This window comes from Streptomyces sulphureus DSM 40104 (genome assembly GCF_000381025.1).
In the GTDB taxonomy this organism is placed as follows: domain Bacteria; phylum Actinomycetota; class Actinomycetes; order Streptomycetales; family Streptomycetaceae; genus Streptomyces; species Streptomyces sulphureus.
On the sequence record NZ_KB905815.1, the window covers coordinates 711,687 to 732,638 of the forward strand.

Genomic DNA, 20,952 nt, shown 5'->3' on the forward strand with positions numbered 1-20,952 from the left:
TCCGTCACGGACCGACGACAAACGACGACAAACGGGGTACCCACATGACTCCCGCCATCGAGATGCACGACGTCACCAAGTCCTTCGGCCGGGTCCGGGCGCTCGACGGCGTCGAACTGGCCGTGGCACCGGGCGAGGTGCACGGCTTCCTCGGCCCGAACGGCGCCGGAAAGTCCACCGCGATCCGCGTCCTGCTCGGACTGCTGCGCGCCGACAGCGGCACCGCGCGCGTGCTCGGCCGCGATCCGTGGCACGACGCCGTCCCTCTCCACCGCCGCCTCGCCTACGTTCCCGGTGACGTGGAGCTGTGGCCCAACCTGACCGGAGGCGCAGCGATCGACCTGCTGTCACGGCTGCGCGGCGGCGCCGACCCCGCCCGCCGCGACGAGTTGTGTGCACGCTTCGACCTCGACCCGGGCAAGAAGGGACGCACGTACTCGAAGGGCAACCGGCAGAAGGTCGCCCTGATCGCGGCCCTCGCCAGCGACGTCGAACTGCTGCTGCTCGACGAGCCGACGGCGGGGCTGGACCCGCTGATGGAGGCGGCGTTCCAGGAATGCATCAGGGAAGCCAGGGAGGCCGGTCGCACGGTACTGCTGTCCAGCCACGTCCTCGCACAGGTGGAGGTCCTCGCCGACCGCCTCTCGATCGTCCGCCAGGGACGGATCGTGGAGTCCGGCTCGCTCGACGAACTGCGGCACCTCACGCGCACCTCCGTCGAGGCCGTCACCCGGCAGCCGGCCGATGCCCTCGCCGAGCTCCCCGGCGTCCACGACCTGCGGACCGAGAACGGCCGCCTCCGCTTCGAGGTCGACGGCGACCAACTCGCCCCCGTCGTGCGGTACCTCGGTGAGCACGACGTGCACGCCCTCAGCGCCCATCCGCCGACGCTGGAGCAACTGCTGCTGCGCCACTACGGCGACGGCACCTCCTCCGGCGCGGACGGCGGGAGGGCCGCATGACGACCGCGTCCGTCCTGCCGGCACGCAACGGGCTCGCGCCGGGAGGCTTGACCGGCACGGGCAAGCTCCTCGTCTTCATGCTGCGGCGGGACCGCGTCCGCTTCTTCGGCTGGACGCTGGGACTGGCCCTGCTGATGACCTACTTCTCCTCGGCGATGGGTGCCCTCGCGGAGACCGAGGAGGACCTGGAATCCTTCGCCGGTTTCGCCAGGACTCCTGCCGGTGCCATGTTCGGCGGCCCCGGGTTCGGGTTCGACGCGCTGACGGTCGAGCGGTTCCTCGTCGGCGAGTACGGCCTGTACCTCCTCACGGGGGCGGGGCTCATGGGCCTGCTGACGGTGGTCCGGCACACCCGGGCCGAGGAGCGGGCGGGGCGGACCGAGCTGATCCGCGCCAACGTGGTCGGCCGCCACGCGCAGCTCACCGCGGCGCTGCTCCTCGCGACGCTGATGGCGACCGTGACCGCACTGCTGATCGCCGCCGTCATGATCGGAGGGGGCTACGACACCACCGGCTCCCTCGTGTTCGGCGCGGGCGCCGGTGCCTGTGCCCTCGCTTTCGCCGGCACCGCCGCGGCCACCGTCCAGATGTCCGCGCAACCGCGGGCCGCCGCGGGGACGGCGGGCGCCGTGCTCGGCGCCGCGTTCGCGCTGCGGGCCCTGGGGGACATGGCGCACGTGCAGCAGAGCGGTCCTTCCTGGCTCTCGTGGCTGTCACCGATCGGCTGGTCCCAGCAGACCGCGCCCTACACGCTGGACCGCTGGTGGCCACTGCTGCTCTCGCTCGCCTTCGCCGCGGCGACGGCCGCGCTCGGCTACGCCACGTCGATGCGCCGCGACCTCGGAGCCGGCCTGTTCCCACCGCGCCACGGCGCTCCCCGGGCCGCCCCGTGGCTCAACTCGCCGCTCGCGCTCGCCTTTCGCCTGCACGGACCGGGTCTCGTCGGATGGAGCGCGGCCGTACTCCTCGGCTCGGGCGCGTACGGATCGTTCACCCAACCCCTGCTCGACGGATTGGAGGACGCACCGGGCGAGGTGGTGACGCTGCTGGGAGGTGCCGACAACCTCCTCGACGGCTACCTCGGAACCATGGGACTGATGTGGGCGTTCGTCGCCGGGACCCACGCGGTCCTCGCCGTCCAGTCGCTCCGCAACGAGGAGACCGAGGGCCGCACCGAACCCGTCCTCGCCACGGCCGTCGGCCGCCGAGCCCTGCTGGGCGGCCACTTGACCGTCGTCGGCCTCTCCACGCTCTGGCTGCTGCTCCTCGCAGGGCTCGGCGACGGCATCGGCGCGGCGGCGAGCACGGGGGACGCCGGGCTGCTGGGCGAAACGGTCCTCGGCCACGTCGCGCACGCGCCCGCCGTGTGGCTGGTCCTCGCCCTCGCCGCTCTCCTCTACGGCGCTGCTCCCGGGGCCGTCCCCCTGGTCTGGGCGGTGTTGGCGTACGGGCTCTTCGCAGGCTTCTTCGGCCCGCTTCTCGAACTGCCCGAAGTCGCCCAGTCCGTCTCCCCGTTCGCGCACATCGGCGAGTACCCGGCGGAGACGCTCAGCGTCGCCTCGCTCGCGGTCCTGACCGCCCTCGCCGCGCTCTGCACGGCTGCGGCGCTGGCCGCCTTCCGGCGGAGGGACGTCGTCACCCAGGCGTAGAACCCGGCGCGGCCTCTCCTCTTCCCGCCGGGAGATCACGGACCGTGTCGGCCGGCACCCGCACCTCGCCCCCTCCCCGCAACGCCCCGTACGCTGCCGCCGCGATCCGCTCGCCGGCGCGGACGCCGCGCTCAGGGAGGGCCTCGATGTGCGGCAAGTGCCAGCCGGTGTCGGCGAGTTCCCCGTGCCCAGGACGCCAGCCGGTGTCGGCGGCGGCGAGCATCCCGGCGTCGAGGAGGGAGTCCCCCGCAGCATGGAGCAGGGTTGCTCCGCTGCGGCGGACGACCTCGGCGACGGCCGCCTCCTTGGTGAGGACGGACGGGACGGCGTAGACCTTGCGCCCCTGCATCGAGACGCCCCAGCCCCGCGCCCCGGCCCAGCCGGTGAACGCGTCGAGCCAACCGCCGGGCAGGCGCGCCCTGTCCACGACGAGGTAGGCGAAGAGGCCCTCCGCCGTGCGTTCCTTGAGGAGCCAGTCGGGCCCGGCGTCGCGGAGCATCCGGGACCGCACCTCGGCGAGCGGCGCGCAGTCGCCGAGCCGCCTGCGGACGGCGGCGTGCCACGCCGGGTCGCTCTCCCCGTCGACGAGGAGGTGCCCGCCGTTGGCGCAGACCGCGTACCGCGGCGCGGGGCCCGGCAACCGGACGCGCGCGAACTGTTCCCTGGTACGTGTGGTGACGGGGACGAAGCCGCCCGACGTGGCGAGCGAGGCGAGGTGCCCGGCCGCCGCCTCGGTGACGAAGGAGAGCGGCGCGCCCCGGTACGTCTCGACCCCGAGCAGCCGGGGTGCCTCCGTGTCGGGGCAGTCGAGGGCGAGGGCGCCCGCCGAGTAGATCAGGGTGCGGTCGAGGTCGGAGGCGAAGAGCGCGACGGTCACGGGGCGCCGTCCCCACGCGCGGCGGGCGCACCGGAGTCCGCGGCCCTGCCGTCGGCGCCCGTCGCACCGCGCGTGTACCGGGGGTGGACGAGGCCGACGGCGGCGTACGGCAACCCGTCGACCTCCTCGACGGGTACACCCCGCTGCTCCGCGAGGAGCCGGACGTGGTCGAGGTCGGCGCCGGCACCGCGCCGCGCGAGCACCCGCCACGGCACCCGGCGCAGCAGCACCCGGGTCGTCTCGCCGACGCCCGGCTTGACCAGGTTGACGTCGCCGATGCCGTACTCCTCGCTGATCCGGTCGACGGCCCGCCACCCCTCCCAGGTGGGCGTGCGGTCCGTCGCGCGCAGCGCTGCCGAGTCGGCCGCCGCGTCTTCGCGGACCTCGGGGAAGTGCCCCTCCACGCGGTCGAGGAAGAGCTGCGAGACGTCGTCGGCGGCGAGTTCGCGGTAGAACTTCGCGCCGTGGAAGTCGCCGGGGCCGACCAGGTCGTCCCGCAGGACGGTGCGCGATATGAGCCCGGAGACCGTGGAGTTGAGGCAGGCCGAGGGGATGAGGAAGTCCTCCCGGGTGCCGTAGGTGCGCACGCAGGACCCCGGGTCGGCGAGGACGGCGAGGGAGGGGTCGAAGCCGGGGTGTGCCGCCACCGCGTCGGCGAGCTCCCTCGTGATGGCGCCCTTGCCCGTCCAGCCGTCGACGAAGACGACGTCGCCCGGGTCGTGGTGGGCGGCGAGGTAGCGCAGCGCCGCCTCGTCGATACCGCGTCCCCTGACGATCGAGACCGCGTAGTGCGACAGTGCCACCCCGTGCATCCGCAGCGCCCAGCGCCGCATCAGCACGCCGACGGGTGTGCCGGCCCTGGCGAGCGAGACGAGGACGGGGCTCGGCCCGCGCTCGGCGAGGACGGTCTCCGTGACCGCGCCCACCGCACGCGCGAGGCGGGAGGCCGAGTGGTCGAGGGCGCTGTGGAAGAGCTGCCGGTAGCGGGGGCTCGGCTGGTACTCGACGGGCAGCGACTCCGCGTAGTGCGCCCCGCCGCTCTGTATCGCCTCCTCGCGCTCCTCGGTCGGCGCCTCCAACTCGACGTCGGAGAAGTCCCGCAGGAGCCAGCCGACGTCCTCGGCCCGGTAGGACGAGAACAGCGGCCCGCGCAGCGGCCGACCGGCGGGCGCGCCGGTCGGGACGTGCGTCGGCAGGACACCGAGGAGGAGGCGCTCCGTGTGCGGCGCGAGCTGCGCGAGCAGGCCGTCGGGGGCGCGGAGCGCCTCGGTGTCGCCGACGTCGTCGACGAGGGCGACCACGGCGTCGAAGCCGCCGCCCGCGACGTTGTACGCGTACCTGGTCCCCGAGTCGGGACTGCCGGGCGGCAGATCGTGCGGGGTGAAGGTGAGCGCGGTGCGGATCGCGTACCCGTCGTCGTCCACGGGCAGCACCGGCGAGCGCGTGGTGGTGGAGAAGCGGACCTCGGCGGACTCGCCCAGGTGTTCTTCGAGTGCGTGCGCGATCCGCAGCGGTGCGTACATCAACTCCTCGGTGCCGAGGACGAGTACGCGCGCGGGGCGGGCCGGTGCGAGCCGGGCGGCGAGGCGGGCCGCGACGCCCGGCAGCACGGCGTCGAGGCGGGAGGCGTGCGCGCGGCCGACGCCGTGCCGCGCCCCCTCCGCGAGCCCGGCGGGCCAGCCGAGGTCGACGCGCGTGAACTCCGGCCCGGGGCGCGGCTCCACGGCAGGCGGCGCGTGCGCGGCGACGAGCCGTTCGCCACGCTCCAGCACGTCCCCGGGGAGCGTGACCCGTCCCGCCGCGAGCGAGACGACGTCGACGCGGGTGCCGAGGGAGGCGGCGAACTCCCTGAGGGCCGCCTGGTCTTCCGTGGTGCGGACGTCCACGAGGGAGACGAGGACGTACCGCTCCCGCGGCTGCCGGCGGTGGAGCGCGGCGAGGGTGTTGCGGGCGGTCCGCCCCGTGGAGAACTCGTCGTCGACGAGGACGAGCGGTCCTTCCGCGAGGAGCAGCGACGGGTCCTCGGGGAGCAGCAGGTGCCCGGTGGCGTGGCTGTGCTCCTCCTCGAAGCCGCCGAACGGCGCGACCCCCGGCACCCGTCGGCGGGTGGAGTGGAGGTAGGCGGCGCCGAGTCCGTCGGCGACGGCGTGGCCGAGGCCCGTCGCCGTCTCCGCGTACCCGAGGACGGTGGCGCGGTCGGCGGCCTCGCCCAGCAGGGTGCGTACGCGCCGCCCCAGGGTGCGCCCCGCGCCCAGGACGACCGAGGGGCGCTGCGGTACGTGCTTGCCGAGCACCCGTGAGACGAGCAGGTGCGCGCGCTTCGGGTTGCGTCGCAGCGCGAGTCCGACGAGTTCGCGCAGGCCCTCCCCGCCGATCCGGACGCCGAGTTCGCGCTCGACCCACTCGCCGCTCCACGCCCCGCGCGCGGGCGCCGGCCCGTCGTCCCGCTCGTCCGCCTGTACCACCGTTCCGTACTCGCCGTTCACTTGATCCCCGCCGCCAGCAGCTCGACGAAACCGACGCCCTCCCTGGCGACCCCGAAGACCTCGCTGCGCAGCAGCGTGCGTTCGGCCCAGGCGCGGTGCGGCTTCACTTCGTTCATCTTGTTGGTGTACGCGGAGCGCAGCACTCCGCCGCCCGTCCGCTCCGGGCGCAGGATATCCGTCGCGTCCGTGTACTCCTCGTGGCTGACGACGGAGAGGGCGTGGACGGGGGCGACGTGCGACGGGTGGATGCAGGTCTTGCCCAGCAGCCCGTTGGCGCGGTCGAGTTCGATCTCGCGCAGGAGGCCGTCCATGTCGTGCGCGATGAGCGCCGTGCGCAGCTCGTCCGCGCGGCCGCTGGTGAAGGGGGAACGGCGGAGCTGCGGCTTGAACATCCGCTCCTGGAGCCTGAAGTACTCCCAGACGGGCCCTGTCACCGTGAACCCCGAACCGTCGGCCCGCGCGAAGAAGTTGACGACGTCGCCGATGACGGAGGCCACCAACTGCACGTCGTACGCCGTCATCTCGGGGGTGCGGCGCAGCCCGTACGCGGAGCAGAAGTCGGTGACGCCGAGGCGCAGCGCCAGGATGCGGTCGCGGTGCGCGCGGACGCAGCGGGCTATACCGGCGAGGGTCGCTGTGCGCGTCTCCAGGTGGAGCAGCTCGGGTGATTCGAGTACCGGCATCGCGAAGAGGCGGCAGCCGCAGTCGCGTTCGGCCTGCTCCAGCGCGTCGAGGAAGGGCGCTCCGCTCTCCTCGGTGAACTTCGGTACGACGAAACCCGAGAGGAGGCCGACCGCGGGGCCGAGGCGCTTGACGAGGTCGGGTATCTGCTCGGGGGTGCGTACCCGTACGAAAAGCAGCGGGAGTTCGGCTCCGTCGTCCGCGGCGAGGGCGAGCTCGTCCAACTGCCGCACCAGGTTGGCCTCGGCCTCGGACACCTCGCCGTCGGGGACGGCGTCCTCCAGGCAGAGGACCATCGAGACGACGCCGCCCCTGGCCTGCTGCACCACGTCGGCGGCGAGGCCGGGGCGGTTGGCGGGGCTGTAGAGGGTCGCGCCGAGGGCGGCGGCGAGGGTGCGGGCCGGTGATTCGGCGGTGAACTCGTCCGGTTCGCGGTGGAAGAGGCCGCGTCGGACCTCAGGCGCCAGGTGCCTGAAATGCCGCATGGATGTCCTTACTCACGTCGCACTCACCGCTGCTGCGCGTCCGACCGGCCGCCGCGTTGCGGACGTTTCCGGACGAGAGTGGGGGGCGGTGCCGTTCGTTCCGGCGGGCCGGGTATGGCCGGGGTCGTTCATCGTACGTACGGGGGTAGGTCAAGAGTTCCCCAAGGGGTGGGGAGCCGCGTCACTCGACGCCGCCCCACGTTGTCCCGGGACGCCGCGCACAGGCAGGATGAACCCATGACGCACGCCATGACGAAGGGCTCCAACGCGCCCCTGGAAGCGAGCACCGTGCGTGCCGTGCTCCGCTGGTCCCCGGGCGCCGGCGTACCGGACATAGACGCCTCCGCTCTCCTGCTCGCCGAGGACGGACGCGTCCGCTCCGACGACGACTTCGTCTTCTACAACCAGCCCCGGCACCCCTCGGGGCTCGTCCGCCATCTCGCGAAGACCCGCGAGGCGGAGAGCCTGCGGGACACCGTCGAGGTAGACCTCGCCGCGCTCGACGAGGGCGTGGAGCGCGTCCTCCTCGCCGCCTCGGCCGACGGCGGCACCTTCGCCGACGTCGGGCCGCTGCGCCTGTACCTCTACGGCACCGCGGGCGAAGAGGCGGAGGAACTCCTCCACTTCGACGTCGAGCCGGAGACGGGCGAAGAGACGGCGATGCTCTGCGGCGAGCTCTACCGCAAGGACGACGGCTGGAAGTTCCGCGCGCTGGGCCAGGGTTACGACACCGGGCTCGTCGGACTCGCCACGACGTTCGGCATCGCCGTGGACGAGGGCGCACCCGAGGAGGACGCGCCGCCCGCTCCCGACGAGCAGGCCCCGCCCGCCGACCCCCCCGCCCCGGCGGAGCAGCAGAGCGAGCCGGAGCAGCCGGCGGAAGACACCGGGTACGACCCCCAGGCCACGGTGCCGCACACTCCGTTCCGCACCCAAGTCCCGGCGAGCGCACCCCCCGAGGCGCCCCGCTTCCCCGGCGCACCGGGCGGCGTACCCCACCCGCTCACACCGCACCATCCGACGGAACCCTCGGTCCCCGCGGCCGCGGCGCACGCACCCGGCGTCCAGGCGCCCCCGCAGCCCCTGCCCGGAAGCCCGCCCCCGACGACCGTCCCCCCGGCTCCGCCGCAGACCGGTTACGGCTACCCGCAGCCGCCGCAGCAGCCGCCGACCACGCAGCCCGCATACGGCTACCCGCAGCCGACGTACGGCTACCCGCAGCCCGACCCGAGCTTCGCGCTGCCGCCGCAGGGGCCGCAGTTCCTCCAGCGGTAGGCGGGCGGGGGCCGCCTACCGCCGGCTCGGCGTCACACCTTGTGCGTCTTGTACCCGCGGCCCCACTGGAGCCCCCAGCCGTAGAGGCGGTCCAACTCCGACTGGAAGCCGTAGACGTAGCGCACCTCACGGCGGACCGTGAGTTCGTTCTTCTCGTTCTGGAGGAGCAGCACGGCGCACGAACGGGCCTGCGGTGCGCGCTCGTCGAGACTCACCTGGACCCGGGGGCCGCTGCTCGGGTACAGCGTGAGGATCGCGTGCGTACGGTCGAACGCCGGGGTGCCGTCGTAGATGTAGACGAAGAAGAGCAGGCGGGATATCTCGTCCTTGTTGTCGAGGTTGACGTAGATCGTCTCGCCCGAGGGGGAACCGAAGCGGTCGTCGCCGCTGAGTTTCACGTAGGGCGGGCTGCTGAGGTCCCCGTAGAAGCCGCCGAGCGGTTGCACGACGCCCTTGGAGCCGTCCTTCATCTCGTACAGGCAGGCGAGGTCGAGGTCGACATTGACCACGCCCTGGGTGTGGGCCTGCACCACCTCGGGCTTGAGGCTGCGCAGCGGGTGCCTGAGGGAGCCGCGGGGGCGGGTCCTGCCGCCGCCGACGTCCGAACTCCGCATCCGCCAGGAGAGGTTGACGCGCATGCCGCCGGTGTCGGCGCCCTGCTTCGTCAGCGAGACCTCGGAGTGGCGCTTGGTGAGTTCGACGGCATGGCCCGAGAAGGGCCCCATCGAGTCGAAGGACTGTCCCCCTGCGCCCCTGCCCATACCGCGCCGCCAGTGCTCCCACAGGGAGACCATCGCACACCCCCACTCCGGCCGCTGTTCCACTCGATGCTGCGGGGCGGCACGAAACCGTCGGCTCCGGCCGCCCCGCAGGGAGCGTTCCTCAAACTGGACCGCGTCACACCCGAGTTGCTGCTCCGGACTCGACGTGCCCGCCGTCCCCCTCCTCCGGGCCTCCTCCGCCCTCGGCCTCCAGCCGCCTGTTGCGGTGGATCGACGACCAGAAGGAGAAGGCGATGAGCAGGACGCCGACGAGGCCCGTGATCACCTCGTGGATCTCGTACTTCACCGTCACCAGGAGGATCATGGCGAGGGCGCCGATCGCATAGTGCGCGCCGTGCTCCAGGTACACGTAGTCGTCGAGGGTGCCCTGCCGGACGAGGTAGACGGTGAGCGAGCGGACGTACATCGCGCCGATGCCGAGGCCGAGCGCCATCCAGAAGATGTGGTTGGTGACGGCGAAGGCGCCGATGACCCCGTCGAACGAGAAGGAGGCGTCGAGGACTTCGAGGTAGAGGAACATGAAGAACGCCGCCTTGCCGGCGAGGCCGACGGCCGACGTCTGCTTGCCCGCACGCTTGGCGGCCTCCTCTTCCTCCTGCTCGCGTTCCTCTTCCTCCTCCAGCTTGTTCTCGAAGTGCCCCGAAAGGCCGCCCACGATGAGGTAGGTGATGAGGCCGGCGATGCCCGAGAGCAGCACCGTCCCCGACTTGTCGGCGTGGCCCGTCGAGACGTGCGCGGAAGTGGCGAGCGTCGTCGCCGTCACCAGCAGGATGACGAGCGCGAGGCAGATCGAGAGCGAGTCGATCTTGCCGAGCTTGGAGAGCGGACGCTCCAGCCAGCCGAGCCACTTGATCTCCCGCTCCTCGAACATGAAGTCGAGGAAGATCATCAGCAGGAACATCCCGCCGAAGGCGGCGATCGCGGCGTGCGCATCCGTGACGAGGTCCTGATAGGTGCCCGGCTCGTCGACCGCGAGCTGCACCGCCTCGATCGGCCCGACCTGGGCGCTGATCGCGACGATGATGACGGGGAAGAGCAGGCGCATGCCGAAGACCGCGATCAGAATGCCGATCGTGAGGAAGATGCGCTGCCAGAAGGCGTTCATCTTCTTCAGCACGCCCGCGTTGACCACGGCGTTGTCGAAGGAGAGCGAGATCTCCAGGACGGAGAGGATGGCGACGACGGCGAAGCCCGTCCAGCCCCAGAAGTATGCGGCGAAGGCGAGACCGGCGACGGTGACGCCGATCGACCAGCCGAAGGTTTTCAGCACTGCCTACCCCATCGTTTTCGTTATCAGGTGCGGTATCAGGTTTGGTCTTGCCATGGTGGGGGGTTCGGACGCCTTGGGGTCACGCGGGGTTGCCCCAAGGGCCGCGCGTGCTCCGGCGCACAGGTACATACGCCGTCTCGGACCTGATACTCGAAAGCCCGGACCTGATGCACGGAGGTACGTGGAGCGCAGCCGTCAGTCGACGTTCACGCCGAAGTCGAGGGCGATGCCCCGCAGTCCGGAGGCGTAACCCTGGCCGACGGCCCGGAACTTCCACTCACCGTCCCTGCGGTAGAGCTCGCCGAAGATCATCGCTGTCTCCGAGGAGGCGTCCTCCGTGAGGTCGTAGCGAGCCAGCTCCTGGCCGTCCGACTGGTTGAGCACCCTGATGTAGGCGTCGGTCACCTGGCCGAAGGTCTGGTGCCTCGACTCGGCGTCGTAGATGGAGACCGGGAAGACCACCTTCTCCACGTGCGACGGCACCTTGGTGAGGTCGACGAGGACGGTCTCGTCGTCCCCGCCGCTGCCGCCGACGAGTTCGTCTCCCGTGTGCTCGACGGAGCCCTCAGGAGAGGTGAGGTTGTTGTAGAAGACGAAGTACTCGTCCCCGAGGACGCGTCCGCTCGCGTTGCAGAGCAGGGCGCTGGCATCGAGGTCGAAGTCGGCGCCCGTGGTGGAGCGGGCCTTCCAGCCGAGGCCGACCTGGACCTGGGTGAGGTCGGGTGCGGCCTTCGAGAGGGAGACGTTTCCCCCCTTGGCGAGCGTGACGCTCATGTTCTGTGTTCCTCTCCCCGATGGCGATGGAGCCAGTGTGACGGCACCACCCGGCGCCGCACACCTCCCGGTTGCGGAAGTCTGCGGCGCCGGCGGCTGCTGGATTCCGACCGCTGGGGCCGGTGGTCAGGCGTCGCCGCTCACACGTTGACGCCGAAGTCCTGAGCGATCCCCCGCAGGCCGGAGGCGTAACCCTGGCCGATGGCGCGGAACTTCCACTCGGCGCCGTGGCGGTAGAGCTCGCCGAAGACCATCGCCGTCTCCGTCGAGGCGTCCTCGGTGAGGTCGTACCGGGCGAGCTCGTTGCCGTCGGCCTGGTTGACGACGCGGATGTACGCGTTGCGCACCTGGCCGAAGCTCTGCTGACGGGTCTCCGCGTCGTAGATGGAGACCGGGAAGACGACCTTCTCCACCTCGGCAGGGACGCCGGCGAGGTTGACGTTGATCACCTCGTCGTCGCCCTCGCCCTCACCGGTGAGGTTGTCGCCGGTGTGCTGGACCGAACCGTCCTGGCTGGCGAGGTTGTTGAAGAAGACGAAGTTCCGGTCGTCGCCGACCTTTCCCTCGGCATTCGTCAACAGGGCGCTGGCGTCGAGGTCGAAATCGCTCCCGGTGGTGGTGCGAGCGTCCCACCCGAGGCCGACCATCACCGCGGTCAAATTCGGGGCCTCCTTGGTCAGCGAGACATTTCCGCCCTTGTTGAGGCTGACTCCCACGAGTCCTCCTGGTGGTTGTTCGGAAGGAGCACGATGTGCCCCGTTTTCCCGTCATACGGATGCCGTCGGACTCAACGACTCGATCCTAGTGAGGGGTTCCCCTCCCCACACCCCTGTGACAAGGACCGCTCACACCGGCCGCCCGGTCTTTCCCCACGCCGACAGCACCCGGCGAGCGCGCTCACCGCACCGGTCGGCCGGCCCTCGCTTCCCGGTGCCGTGTAGGCGCTTGCGTCCCCTGTTGCCCCGAGCGCGGGTGACGAAACCGGACCCGCGGGCGCACCTCCGGCCTGGCGGACGCCCGGAACGGCAGGCGGCCGGCAGCACCCAACGACAGCAAGGCGGGCCCGCACTGCCGACCGGCAGCCGAGCGGAGCCCACTTCCGACGCGAAACCGCGGCAGGAACCACCGCCCGACCGACCGACGTCGGCAGTCGCCCCGACTCAGAGCTCCTTGAGCGCCTTGGTGTACTCGTTGAGGTCCCGCGCGTCCGGGATCGCGTTGACGACGTTCCACCGCACGGTTCCGGTCTTGTCGATCACGAAGGTGCCGCGGACGGCGCAGCCCTTCTCCTCGTCGAAGACTCCGTAGGCACGCGATGCCTCGCCGTGCGGCCAGAAGTCGGAGAGCAGCGGGTACTCGAGCCCCTCCTGCTCGCTGAAGACGCGGAGCGCGAACGGGGAGTCGTTGGAGACGGCGAGGAGCTGGACGTCGTCGTTGACGAAAGTGGGGAGCTCATCGCGGAGGGCGCACAGCTCTCCGGTGCAGACGCCGGTGAAGGCGAACGGGTAGAAGAGCAGGACCACGTTCTTCTTGCCCTCGTAGTCGGAGAGCCGGACGGCCTGGCCGTGCTGGTCCTTGAGCGTGAAGTCCGGAGCCTTGGTGCCGACCTCGATCGCCATGGCGGGGTTCCCTTCGGTGGACGGGACAGAGTCCGCCCCACCCTATGCACTGCGCCCCCGCCGGCTTCGGGCCGGTCGGGGGCGCAGTGCCCGGTCAAGTCCGGTCAGCGCTTTCCGGAGCGCGCCCCCTTCGGGGTTACCAGACGGCTGCCGGTCCAGTCCTTGGCCGCATTGAAGCTCTTGGTCTGGGAGAGTCCGGCGGTCTGGGACGCCTCGCCGATCTCGCTCGGCTCCACGTAGCCGTCACGGCCGGTCTTGGGGGTGAGCAACCAGACGGGAGCACCCTCATCGATCATGGTCGTGGCGTCCACCAGCGCGTCCGTCAGGTCGCCATCCGACTCGCGGAACCACAGCACCACGGCGTCGGCCACATCACCGTAATCCTCATCGACGAGCTCCTGGCCGGTGATCTCCTCAATGGCCTCGCGGAGTTCCTGGTCGACGTCGTCGTCGTAGCCGATCTCCTGGACCACCTGCTCGGGCTGGAAACCCAGCCTTGCGGCGGGGTTGGTCCGCTCCTCCGCGTGGTCCGCGGTCGCGCTCACGGATTGCCTCCTGTCGTGTTTCTCGGTTATGCCTGCGCTCCGCTTACCCGCGAAGCATTGGCGGTAGTCCACACGGGCGGGCCGGATCACGCAAGTACCCGGCGGTCTGTCCCGCCCAAACGTTGACGTGTCATCCCAGAATGCCCGATCCGCCGGCCTTCCCACCACCGGGCGACGGGGAAGAACCGACGGTTTTGCCCCGAGTGCCGCACCGCTCTCGCCACGACCGCGCACTCCGAGAGCACCCCCGAGCGCGACCGTTCACGCATGGTACGGGCGTAAGGTGCCGCATCACGGAGACAGGAGGCTTTGCCCCTTTTTCTCCCCGGTCCCCTTGGGCAGGGGGCGAGCGGCGCGGTTACCTTGCGGTAGAGATGACGGATTCGCGCGTGCGGTCCACGATGGAGGCGCGCGACACCTTGTACAGCAGGCACACACATTGCGATAACGAGCAGCGAAGGAACAGCGTGGCTTCCGCATCAGATCGCACCCCGATCATCATTGGCGGCCTTCCCAGCCAGGTCCCCGACTTCGACCCCGAAGAGACCGAGGAGTGGCTCGCCTCGCTCGACGAAGCCGTCGACGAGCGCGGTCGGGACAGGGCCCGCTATCTCATGCTCCGGCTGATCGAGCGCGCCAGGGAGAAGCGCGTCGCGGTACCGGAGGTGCGCAGCACCGACTACGTCAACACCATCGCCACCAAGGACGAGCCGTTCTTCCCGGGGAACGAGGAGATCGAGCGCAAGATCCTCAACGCGACCCGGTGGAACGCGGCCGTCATGGTCTCCAGAGCTCAGCGCCCCGGTATCGGAGTGGGCGGGCACATCGCCACCTTCGCCTCCTCGGCCTCTCTCTACGACGTCGGCTTCAACCACTTCTTCCGCGGCAAGGACGAGGGCGACGGCGGCGACCAGATCTTCTTCCAGGGGCACGCCTCCCCCGGCATCTACGCCCGCGCCTATCTCCTCGACAGGCTCACCGAGCAGCAACTCGACGGGTTCCGGCAGGAGAAGAGCAAGTACCCCGACGGGCTTTCCAGTTACCCCCATCCGCGCTCGATGCCGGACTTCTGGGAGTTCCCCACGGTCTCGATGGGGCTCGGCCCGATCGGCGCCATCTACCAGGCGCGGATCAACCGCTACCTCGAGGCGCGCGGGATCGCCGACACCTCCAAGTCGCACGTGTGGGCGTTCCTCGGCGACGGGGAGATGGACGAGCCGGAGTCGCTCGGGCAGTTGTCGCTCCCTGCTCGCGAGGGGCTCGACAACCTCACCTTCGTGATCAACTGCAACCTCCAGCGGCTCGACGGCCCGGTGCGCGGCAACGGCAAGATCATGCAGGAGTTGGAGTCGTACTTCCGCGGTGCCGGATGGAACGTCATCAAGCTTGTGTGGGACCGCTCCTGGGACCCGCTGCTCGGGCAGGACCGGGACGGCGTGCTCGTCAACAAGCTCAACTCCACACCCGACGGGCAGTTCCAGACGTACGCGACGGAGAGCGGGGCGTACATCCGCGACCACTTCTTCGGCGGAGACCAGCGGCTGCGCAAGATGGCCGAGGGCATGACGGATGAGCAACTGCTCCACCTCGGGCGCGGCGGCCACGACCACCGCAAGGTGTATGCGGCCTACAAGGCGGCCAAGGAGCACAAGGGTCAGCCCACGGTGATCCTCGCGCAGACCATCAAGGGATGGACTCTGGGCCCCAACTTCGAAGGCCGCAACGCCACCCACCAGATGAAGAAGCTCACCGTCGACGATCTCAAGGGTTTCCGGGACCGTCTCCATATCCCCATCGCGGACTCGGAGTTGGAGTCGGGCTTGCCGCCCTACTACCACCCCGGCAAGGACTCGGAAGAGATCCAGTACATGCACGACCGGCGGCGCGAGCTGGGCGGTTACGTACCGACGAGGATCGACCGCTCGAAGCCGCTGACGCTGCCCGGGGACAACGCGTACGCCGCCGTGCGCAAGGGCTCCGGTCAGCAGCAGGTCGCCACGACGATGGCGTTCGTGCGACTGCTCAAGGACCTGATGCGGGACAAGGAGATCGGCAACCGCTTCGTGCCGATCGCCCCCGACGAGTACCGGACCTTCGGGATGGACTCCTTCTTTCCCTCGGCGAAGATCTACAACCCGTTGGGGCAGACCTACGAGTCCGTGGACCGCGAACTGCTCCTCGCCTACAAGGAATCCCCCACCGGGCAACTGATCCACGACGGGATCACCGAAGCGGGCTGCATCGCGGCGACGATCGCCGCCGGCTCCACGCACGCCACACACGGCGAACCGATGATCCCGATCTACGTCTTCTACTCGATGTTCGGGTTCCAGCGCACGGGCGACCAGTTCTGGCAGATGGCCGACCAGATGTCGCGAGGCTTTGTCCTCGGCGCGACGGCCGGGCGCACGACCCTCACGGGTGAGGGGCTCCAACACGCCGACGGGCACTCGCAGTTGCTCGCCTCGACCAACCCGGGAGTGGTCGCCTACGATCCGGCGTTCGGTTTCGAGATCGCCCACATCGTCAGGGACGGTCTGCAGCGGATGTACGGCTCCAGCGAGGAGCACCCGCACGGCGAGGACGTCTTCTACTACCTCACCGTGTACAACGAGCCCGTACAACAGCCGGCCGAACCCGAGAACGTCGACGTGGAAGGCATCGTCAAGGGCCTCTACCGCTATCGCCAAGGGGACTCCGGCAGCACCCCCGCGCACATCCTCGCTTCCGGCGTGGCTCTCCCCTGGGCGGTGAGGGCTCAGGAGCTCCTCGCCGAGGAGTGGGGGGTACGCGCGAACGTGTGGTCCGCGACCTCCTGGAACGAGCTGCGGCGCGAGGCCGTCTCGGTGGAGGAGCACAACCTGCTCCACCCCGAGGAGGAGCAGCGGACGCCCTACGTCACGAGGAAGCTCCAGGGTGCGGAGGGGCCGAAGGTGGCCGTATCCGACTGGATGCGTGCCGTTCCGGACCAGATCTCCCGCTGGGTGCCGGGGACTTACCAGTCCCTCGGCGCGGACGGCTTCGGCTTCGCCGACACGAGGGGCGCGGCTCGGCGCTTCTTCCACATCGATGCCGAGTCGATCGTGCTCGCCGTCCTCACCGAGCTGGCGAAGGAGGGGAAGATCGACCGCTCCGCGCTGAAGCAGGCCCTCGACCGGTACCAGCTCCTCGACGCCACGGCCGCCGACCCGGGAGCGGCGGGCGGGGACGCCTGACCTACGGCCGGCCCGGCAGGGTACGGGTGTCCGAGCTCCGCTCGGGCCGCCCGCACCCTGCCGCGGCGGAGGTCGATCGGCGCAGAGGGTGCGCGCAGCCGGCCGAGCCGGACCTACGGCCGCGGCGCCGCACCTCCGCGGCTCACCGACAAGCCCAGGCATTTCAGTTCTCCCAGATCTTGAACGCGCGTACCGCGTACGCGGTGTGCGGGGTCCAGGTGCCTGAGGGATGGGTGTGGAACTCCCCGGTACTGGCGCACTCACGGCTCTGGTAAACGGTGACGGGGCGACCCGTCCGGTTCGCCAGCGCCGCCGCGGAGGCTCCCTTCGGCAGAGGGACGCAGCTATCGATATCCGTGTCGCTGAGTTCGTGGACCCATTTCTTCGCCTTGAAGCCCTGCTTCTGCCACAGGCACAACTCACCGGCGCCGCACGGCCCGAGCTGTGGTTGCGCCGCACCCACCGGCGAGGCACCCGCCGCGGGCACCATCCCGACGCCCCACACCGCCAGCACCACCACGGCGCCGTATACGAAACGAGGCGCCCTCACGCCCGAGGCGCGACCCCGCATCCTCCGCTCGGCTGCTCGCGGACCGCTCTTACGCAGCATGCACGCACGCATGAACTCAACTCCCCCGTGAAAGGCCGGCGTCGCTCTTCGCGCCGGCACACTCGGGCGGCAGCGGCCGCCCTCACAACGTCCCGCGACAGGCGCCGCACCGACGGCTCGGCGGACGCGCTCCGGGACTCCTCCCGCCCTGCGAGCGGGACACGAAAAGCATGAACGCCCCGACCACGCCACGCCAAGAGTCTTCGGCCCACATCACCCGGTCCAGCGGCCGAGTTATCCACAACCACAGGTAACCGCAGGTCAGCCACGAACTGAGGACCGCAGAAGGCCGGTTGCACCCTGCGGGGCCCCTCTCCGGCAGCCGCACCACCGGCCGGAAGCCCGCACGGCACCCACCCCGCCCCGTGCCGAGGCACCGCACGGAACCCGCCCACATCCCGAATGCGACCCGCCACCGCCCCGCGGCCACACCCACCGCGACCGAGACCCCCACCAGCCCCTGACAGTCGCTGACAATTGACAAACATACTGACCCGCCGGTAGACGTCTCGTGACTAACGCACCGTGCAGGGGCGATCCACCGGAGGTGTCCGAGAGTGACCGGTCTGCGAGAGCGGAAGAAGCAGCGGACCAGGGATGCCCTTCTCCTCGCCGCACACCAGCTCTTCGTGGACCACGGGTACGACGCCACCACCGTCGACCGCATCGCCGACCGGGTGGAGGTCTCCCAACGCACCTTCTTCCGCTACTTCGCCAGCAAGGAGGAAGTCGCCTTCCACTTCCACGACGTCGTCGAGGAGGTCTTCGTCCGCAGCATCGTCGAGAGACCGCTCGACGAGGCCCCGTACGACGTCCTGCGCAACGCGCTGGACACGGCGTGGACGGCGACGGCCGAAGCGGTGGAGGACGTCGTTCCTCTCCGCCTCCACCTGATGATGTGGCACACCGTCGAGACCACCCCGTCGCTCCTCGCCGCGCATCTGCGGCGGCAGTCGGCGATGGAGGACCGGGTCAGCGCCGAGATGGCGGCGCGCACCGGACTCGATCCGGACCTCGACCCGCGCCCGCGCGTGCTGGTGGCGGCCTTCTGCGGCGTGATGCGCGCGGCCGGTCGCCGCTGGAGCTGCGGGCCCGACCTCTCCGTCGAGGCAGCGCGCTCCTTCGCCGACTCCTACGTCGAGCACCTCGCTCCTGCGCTCGGCCGCGACTGGGGCGTGCAGCCCCGCGTGCCGTCCCCCGCCTCGTCTGCGGGCCCCACGAAGGAGCGCATGCCCCGTCCCGCCGGTTGACGCGGCCCCCTCTCCTCCGGGCGCATGCGCTTCCGGCAAACGAGGCGGAGACACCCGCACGGACGGCAATGCGGCCAAGTCCCGGGAAGCCGCCGCTTTTCAGCAACTCCGCAGCGAGACAAGGCGATACACCCCGCCCGACACAGGCGCTCCGCCCCCTGTCAAACGTGACTTGACTCACGGCCAGCGCGGGATTCGACCGACCCCGGGGGCCATCTTTTATGGTGACGCCTCAGTGACTTACCTCCCCGCCCTTGGCAACCAGCTCTCGGGTTCCGGACTCCCTCCGGCGGAAGCCTCCGGAACCACCGCCTGGCGTGCGCTCCTCGCACTCTCGGTGGTCTTCGTGCTGCTTGCGACGACGGGCTGGACCGCCGTGCACGAGCACAGCGGTGAGAGCGGGCCGCGTGCCGCCGCGCTGGAGTCCTGGTCCGAAGGCAGCATCGCGGGGCGGGACCTGCCCGACCCGGAGGCGGGTCCCTCGGTGATCGCGCCGTTCATGGACTCCCTGAACGGGCGGCAGCAGCACCGGCTCGCGGACCGGTATCCACTCGTCGTCGGCAACCTCGACGGTGCGCCGGTGGAGCTGCGCTACCGCGCCAACCACCGCGCGCTGGAGGACGCGAGGGACGTGGAGCGTTCCCGCATGGTGGACGACCGCCTCACCGACGAGGGCCGGCAGTCGGCGGAACAGCGTATGCACCGCTTCGAGTCGCTGCTGCTGCCGGACCGGCAGATCCTCGCCTTCGACCCGTCGGGCCGGGGCAGAGCGGCGGAGGTCTTCGGGGACCTCGACAACGCGCAGCGGATCTCCGTCGTCGTCCCGGGCGTCGACACCGAGTTGACGAACTTCGAGCGGACGCAGCGGAAGTACAGCGCGCCGGTCGGGATGGCGCACGCGCTCCAGGAGAAGGAAAAGGAGACCGCTCCCACCGTGCCCACGGCCACCGTCGCGTGGGCGGACTACACGGCCCCGACCGGTCTCGGCGTCGCCGCGGCATCCGGTGGCTCGGCCGAGGAGGGCGCCCAGCGACTGACGGACTTCGTCAGCAGCCTGCCCGAACTCGACCGCTCCCGGGTCGCTCTCTTCTGCCACAGTTACGGTTCGGTCGTCTGCGGCGTCGCGGCCGACGACCTTCCCGAGCAGGTGAGCGACATCGCCGTCGCCGCCAGCCCGGGGATGCGCGTCGACCGCGCGGGAGACCTCGACACCTCGGCGCGCATCTGGGCGATGCGCGACTCGGACGACTGGATCGCCGACGTGCCGCACATGAACGTAGGCGGCCTGGGCCACGGAGCCGACCCCGTCGGCGAGGGCTTCGGCGCACGGCGCCTCTCGGCCGCGGGCGCGGAGGGCCACACCGGCTACTTCGTTCCCGGCACCTCCAGCCTCGCCAACTTCGCCGCCATCGGCACGGGCTCCTACCACCTCCTCGACTGCGCAGCGAGGGACCCGTCGTGCACCGCAGGGGCCGAGCACCGGACGTCCGCGCCCTCGGCCGACACCTGACGACGCGCGTAGCACGACAACCCGCGACGCGGGAGCAACTGCCGCATACGATGGCCCGCATGGGTGACGTACTGGCTGGAAATCACTCCGCCTGGGAGTTCGCAGCGGACTCCGTGCTCATCCGCTTTGAACGGGGGATTCGCACGCCCAAGCTCTTCCAGGCACTGGGAGAGCGACGCATCCCGTACGAGGCGCTGAGCACGGTCGAGCTGCTCCCCGGCGGCAAACGCGGAACGGTGGTCCTGCACGTGGTGCCCCGGGAGGGGGCCGACCCGCTGCTGGACGCGGCCGACGGACAACTGAAGCCCGGGAGCGACCCCTACCGGCTGGTGCTGCCGGCCGACCGGGAGACGCTTGCCGAGTACTACGCGGACCAACTCCGCGAAGAACTGGGACCGGAGTCGGGCAAGCCGGCCGACCGGCATCTCGTCGAGCCGCCGAAGCCGCCGCTGAGCTTCAAGGCGTACGACGGGAAGGCCGCGTTTGACGGCGAGACCGTGGCCTTCCGATGGTTCTCGACGGGCGCCTCCTCGGCGAAGTGGAAGGCCGGCGACCAGTCCTTCGGGGTGCGCGAGATCGACGGCATCGAGTGGCGGTCGCCCGAGGTCTTCGACGGCCATCTGCGGCTCCACCTGCCGGGGACCGAGCCCGCGGCGCAGCCGGACCAGGACCCGGCGTCCGTCGTCTTCGGGCTGGGGTACGGACCGGTCTACGAGTCGCTGCCGTTCGCCGCGGCAGTCCTCGCGGCCGCGGCGGCCGCCGGCGGACCGGTCACCCACGAGCTGCGCCCGACGACGAGCCCCGCGCGCGGCGACCCCGCCGACATCGCGGAGCGCATCCGGCATCTCGGCGAGCTCCACGAGGCCGGCCTCCTCACCGATGAGGAGTTCACGACGAAGAAGACGGAGCTCCTCACGCTGCTGTGACCGCACCCGGCCCCCTACCGGGGTAGGGGGCCCACC

At 70.8% G+C, this 20,952-nt stretch carries 17 protein-coding genes; 7 read left to right on the forward strand and 10 right to left on the reverse strand.

The features are described from left to right. Positions 1-44: 44 nt before the first annotated feature. Both F603_RS0111180 and F603_RS0111185 read left to right on the forward strand, forming a co-directional pair. Positions 45-962, forward strand: coding sequence for an ABC transporter ATP-binding protein (locus F603_RS0111180; protein ID WP_019546103.1), 918 nt, complete (start codon positions 45-47; stop codon positions 960-962). Continuing rightward, positions 959-2,611: an ABC transporter permease gene (locus F603_RS0111185; RefSeq protein ID WP_019546104.1), complete on the forward strand. Its 1,653-nt coding sequence runs from the start codon at positions 959-961 to the stop codon at positions 2,609-2,611. Before F603_RS0111180 ends, F603_RS0111185 begins: the two co-directional genes overlap by 4 nt. Here F603_RS0111185 and F603_RS0111190 read toward each other — a convergent pair. Genes F603_RS0111190 through F603_RS0111200 form a run of 3 tightly spaced genes read right to left on the reverse strand, consistent with a single transcriptional unit; the run spans position 2,598 to position 7,140 of the window. Beyond that, positions 2,598-3,488, reverse strand: coding sequence for an HAD family hydrolase (locus F603_RS0111190; protein ID WP_019546105.1), 891 nt, complete (start codon positions 3,486-3,488; stop codon positions 2,598-2,600). The two genes, F603_RS0111185 and F603_RS0111190, sit on opposite strands and share 14 nt — an antisense overlap. Further along, entirely contained in the window at positions 3,485-5,974 is a 2,490-nt protein-coding gene (locus tag F603_RS0111195) for a phosphoribosyltransferase (RefSeq protein ID WP_019546106.1), read from the reverse strand. Before F603_RS0111195 ends, F603_RS0111190 begins: the two co-directional genes overlap by 4 nt. Continuing rightward, positions 5,971-7,140 (reverse strand): HpcH/HpaI aldolase/citrate lyase family protein, encoded by a 1,170-nt coding sequence (locus F603_RS0111200; RefSeq protein WP_019546107.1) that lies wholly within the window; start codon positions 7,138-7,140, stop codon positions 5,971-5,973. Before F603_RS0111200 ends, F603_RS0111195 begins: the two co-directional genes overlap by 4 nt. A gap of 237 nt (positions 7,141-7,377) precedes the next feature. On the opposite strand from F603_RS0111200, the gene F603_RS0111205 reads away from it, so the two are divergent. Then, entirely contained in the window at positions 7,378-8,415 is a 1,038-nt protein-coding gene (locus tag F603_RS0111205) for a TerD family protein (RefSeq protein WP_019546108.1), read from the forward strand. 32 nt (positions 8,416-8,447) lie between these two features. Here F603_RS0111205 and F603_RS0111210 read toward each other — a convergent pair whose 3' ends face one another. The 6 genes from F603_RS0111210 to F603_RS0111235 all read right to left on the reverse strand — a co-directional run bounded on the left by F603_RS0111210 (position 8,448) and on the right by F603_RS0111235 (position 13,405). After that, a complete protein-coding gene (locus F603_RS0111210; protein ID WP_019546109.1) occupies positions 8,448-9,209 on the reverse strand; it encodes a TerD family protein in 762 nt (253 codons plus the stop codon). Positions 9,210-9,312: 103 nt separating this feature from the next. Continuing rightward, on the reverse strand, positions 9,313-10,467 hold the full coding sequence (locus F603_RS0111215) for a DUF475 domain-containing protein (RefSeq protein ID WP_019546110.1): 1,155 nt from the start codon (positions 10,465-10,467) through the stop codon (positions 9,313-9,315). Between the two features lie 195 nt (positions 10,468-10,662). Next, positions 10,663-11,241, reverse strand: coding sequence for a TerD family protein (locus tag F603_RS0111220; protein ID WP_019546111.1), 579 nt, complete (start codon positions 11,239-11,241; stop codon positions 10,663-10,665). Between the two features lie 140 nt (positions 11,242-11,381). After that, entirely contained in the window at positions 11,382-11,957 is a 576-nt protein-coding gene (locus F603_RS0111225; protein WP_016906655.1) for a TerD family protein, read from the reverse strand. Between the two features lie 444 nt (positions 11,958-12,401). Continuing rightward, positions 12,402-12,860 carry a peroxiredoxin gene (locus F603_RS0111230; protein ID WP_016906654.1) on the reverse strand — a complete coding sequence of 153 codons (459 nt, stop codon included), beginning with the start codon at positions 12,858-12,860 and terminating at the stop codon, positions 12,402-12,404. 104 nt (positions 12,861-12,964) lie between these two features. Beyond that, complete coding sequence (locus F603_RS0111235; RefSeq protein ID WP_016906653.1) at positions 12,965-13,405, reverse strand: DUF3052 domain-containing protein; 441 nt, start codon at positions 13,403-13,405, stop codon at positions 12,965-12,967. A gap of 467 nt (positions 13,406-13,872) precedes the next feature. On the opposite strand from F603_RS0111235, the gene aceE reads away from it, so the two are divergent. After that, positions 13,873-16,620, forward strand: a complete 2,748-nt coding sequence (gene aceE, locus F603_RS0111240; RefSeq protein ID WP_019546112.1) for a pyruvate dehydrogenase (acetyl-transferring), homodimeric type — start codon at positions 13,873-13,875, stop codon at positions 16,618-16,620. A 163-nt stretch (positions 16,621-16,783) separates the two neighbouring features. Here the strand turns inward: aceE and F603_RS0111245 are convergent, their stop codons facing one another. Further along, positions 16,784-17,191: a peptidase inhibitor family I36 protein gene (locus tag F603_RS0111245; RefSeq protein WP_019546113.1), complete on the reverse strand. Its 408-nt coding sequence runs from the start codon at positions 17,189-17,191 to the stop codon at positions 16,784-16,786. Between the two features lie 596 nt (positions 17,192-17,787). Here F603_RS0111245 and F603_RS0111250 point away from each other — a divergent pair. The 3 genes from F603_RS0111250 (at position 17,788) to F603_RS0111260 (ending at position 20,916) form a co-directional block, all read left to right on the forward strand. Then, entirely contained in the window at positions 17,788-18,480 is a 693-nt protein-coding gene (locus F603_RS0111250) for a TetR/AcrR family transcriptional regulator (protein WP_019546114.1), read from the forward strand. Positions 18,481-18,715: 235 nt separating this feature from the next. Then, a complete protein-coding gene (locus tag F603_RS0111255; RefSeq protein ID WP_019546115.1) occupies positions 18,716-19,990 on the forward strand; it encodes an alpha/beta hydrolase in 1,275 nt (424 codons plus the stop codon). Between the two features lie 59 nt (positions 19,991-20,049). After that, on the forward strand, positions 20,050-20,916 hold the full coding sequence (locus F603_RS0111260; RefSeq protein ID WP_019546116.1) for a DUF4429 domain-containing protein: 867 nt from the start codon (positions 20,050-20,052) through the stop codon (positions 20,914-20,916). Positions 20,917-20,952: the final 36 nt, after the last annotated feature.

Coding starts and splice junctions, on each gene's coding strand:
- F603_RS0111180 (WP_019546103.1), top strand. CDS start 45: ATGACTCCCGCCATCGAGATGCACGACGTCACCAAGTCCTTCGGCCGG.
- F603_RS0111185 (WP_019546104.1), top strand. CDS start 959: ATGACGACCGCGTCCGTCCTGCCGGCACGCAACGGGCTCGCGCCGGGA.
- F603_RS0111200 (WP_019546107.1), bottom strand. CDS start 7,140: ATGCGGCATTTCAGGCACCTGGCGCCTGAGGTCCGACGCGGCCTCTTC.
- F603_RS0111205 (WP_019546108.1), top strand. CDS start 7,378: ATGACGCACGCCATGACGAAGGGCTCCAACGCGCCCCTGGAAGCGAGC.
- F603_RS0111210 (WP_019546109.1), bottom strand. CDS start 9,209: ATGGTCTCCCTGTGGGAGCACTGGCGGCGCGGTATGGGCAGGGGCGCA.
- F603_RS0111220 (WP_019546111.1), bottom strand. CDS start 11,241: ATGAGCGTCACGCTCGCCAAGGGGGGAAACGTCTCCCTCTCGAAGGCC.
- F603_RS0111230 (WP_016906654.1), bottom strand. CDS start 12,860: ATGGCGATCGAGGTCGGCACCAAGGCTCCGGACTTCACGCTCAAGGAC.
- F603_RS0111245 (WP_019546113.1), bottom strand. CDS start 17,191: ATGCGGGGTCGCGCCTCGGGCGTGAGGGCGCCTCGTTTCGTATACGGC.
- F603_RS0111260 (WP_019546116.1), top strand. CDS start 20,050: ATGGGTGACGTACTGGCTGGAAATCACTCCGCCTGGGAGTTCGCAGCG.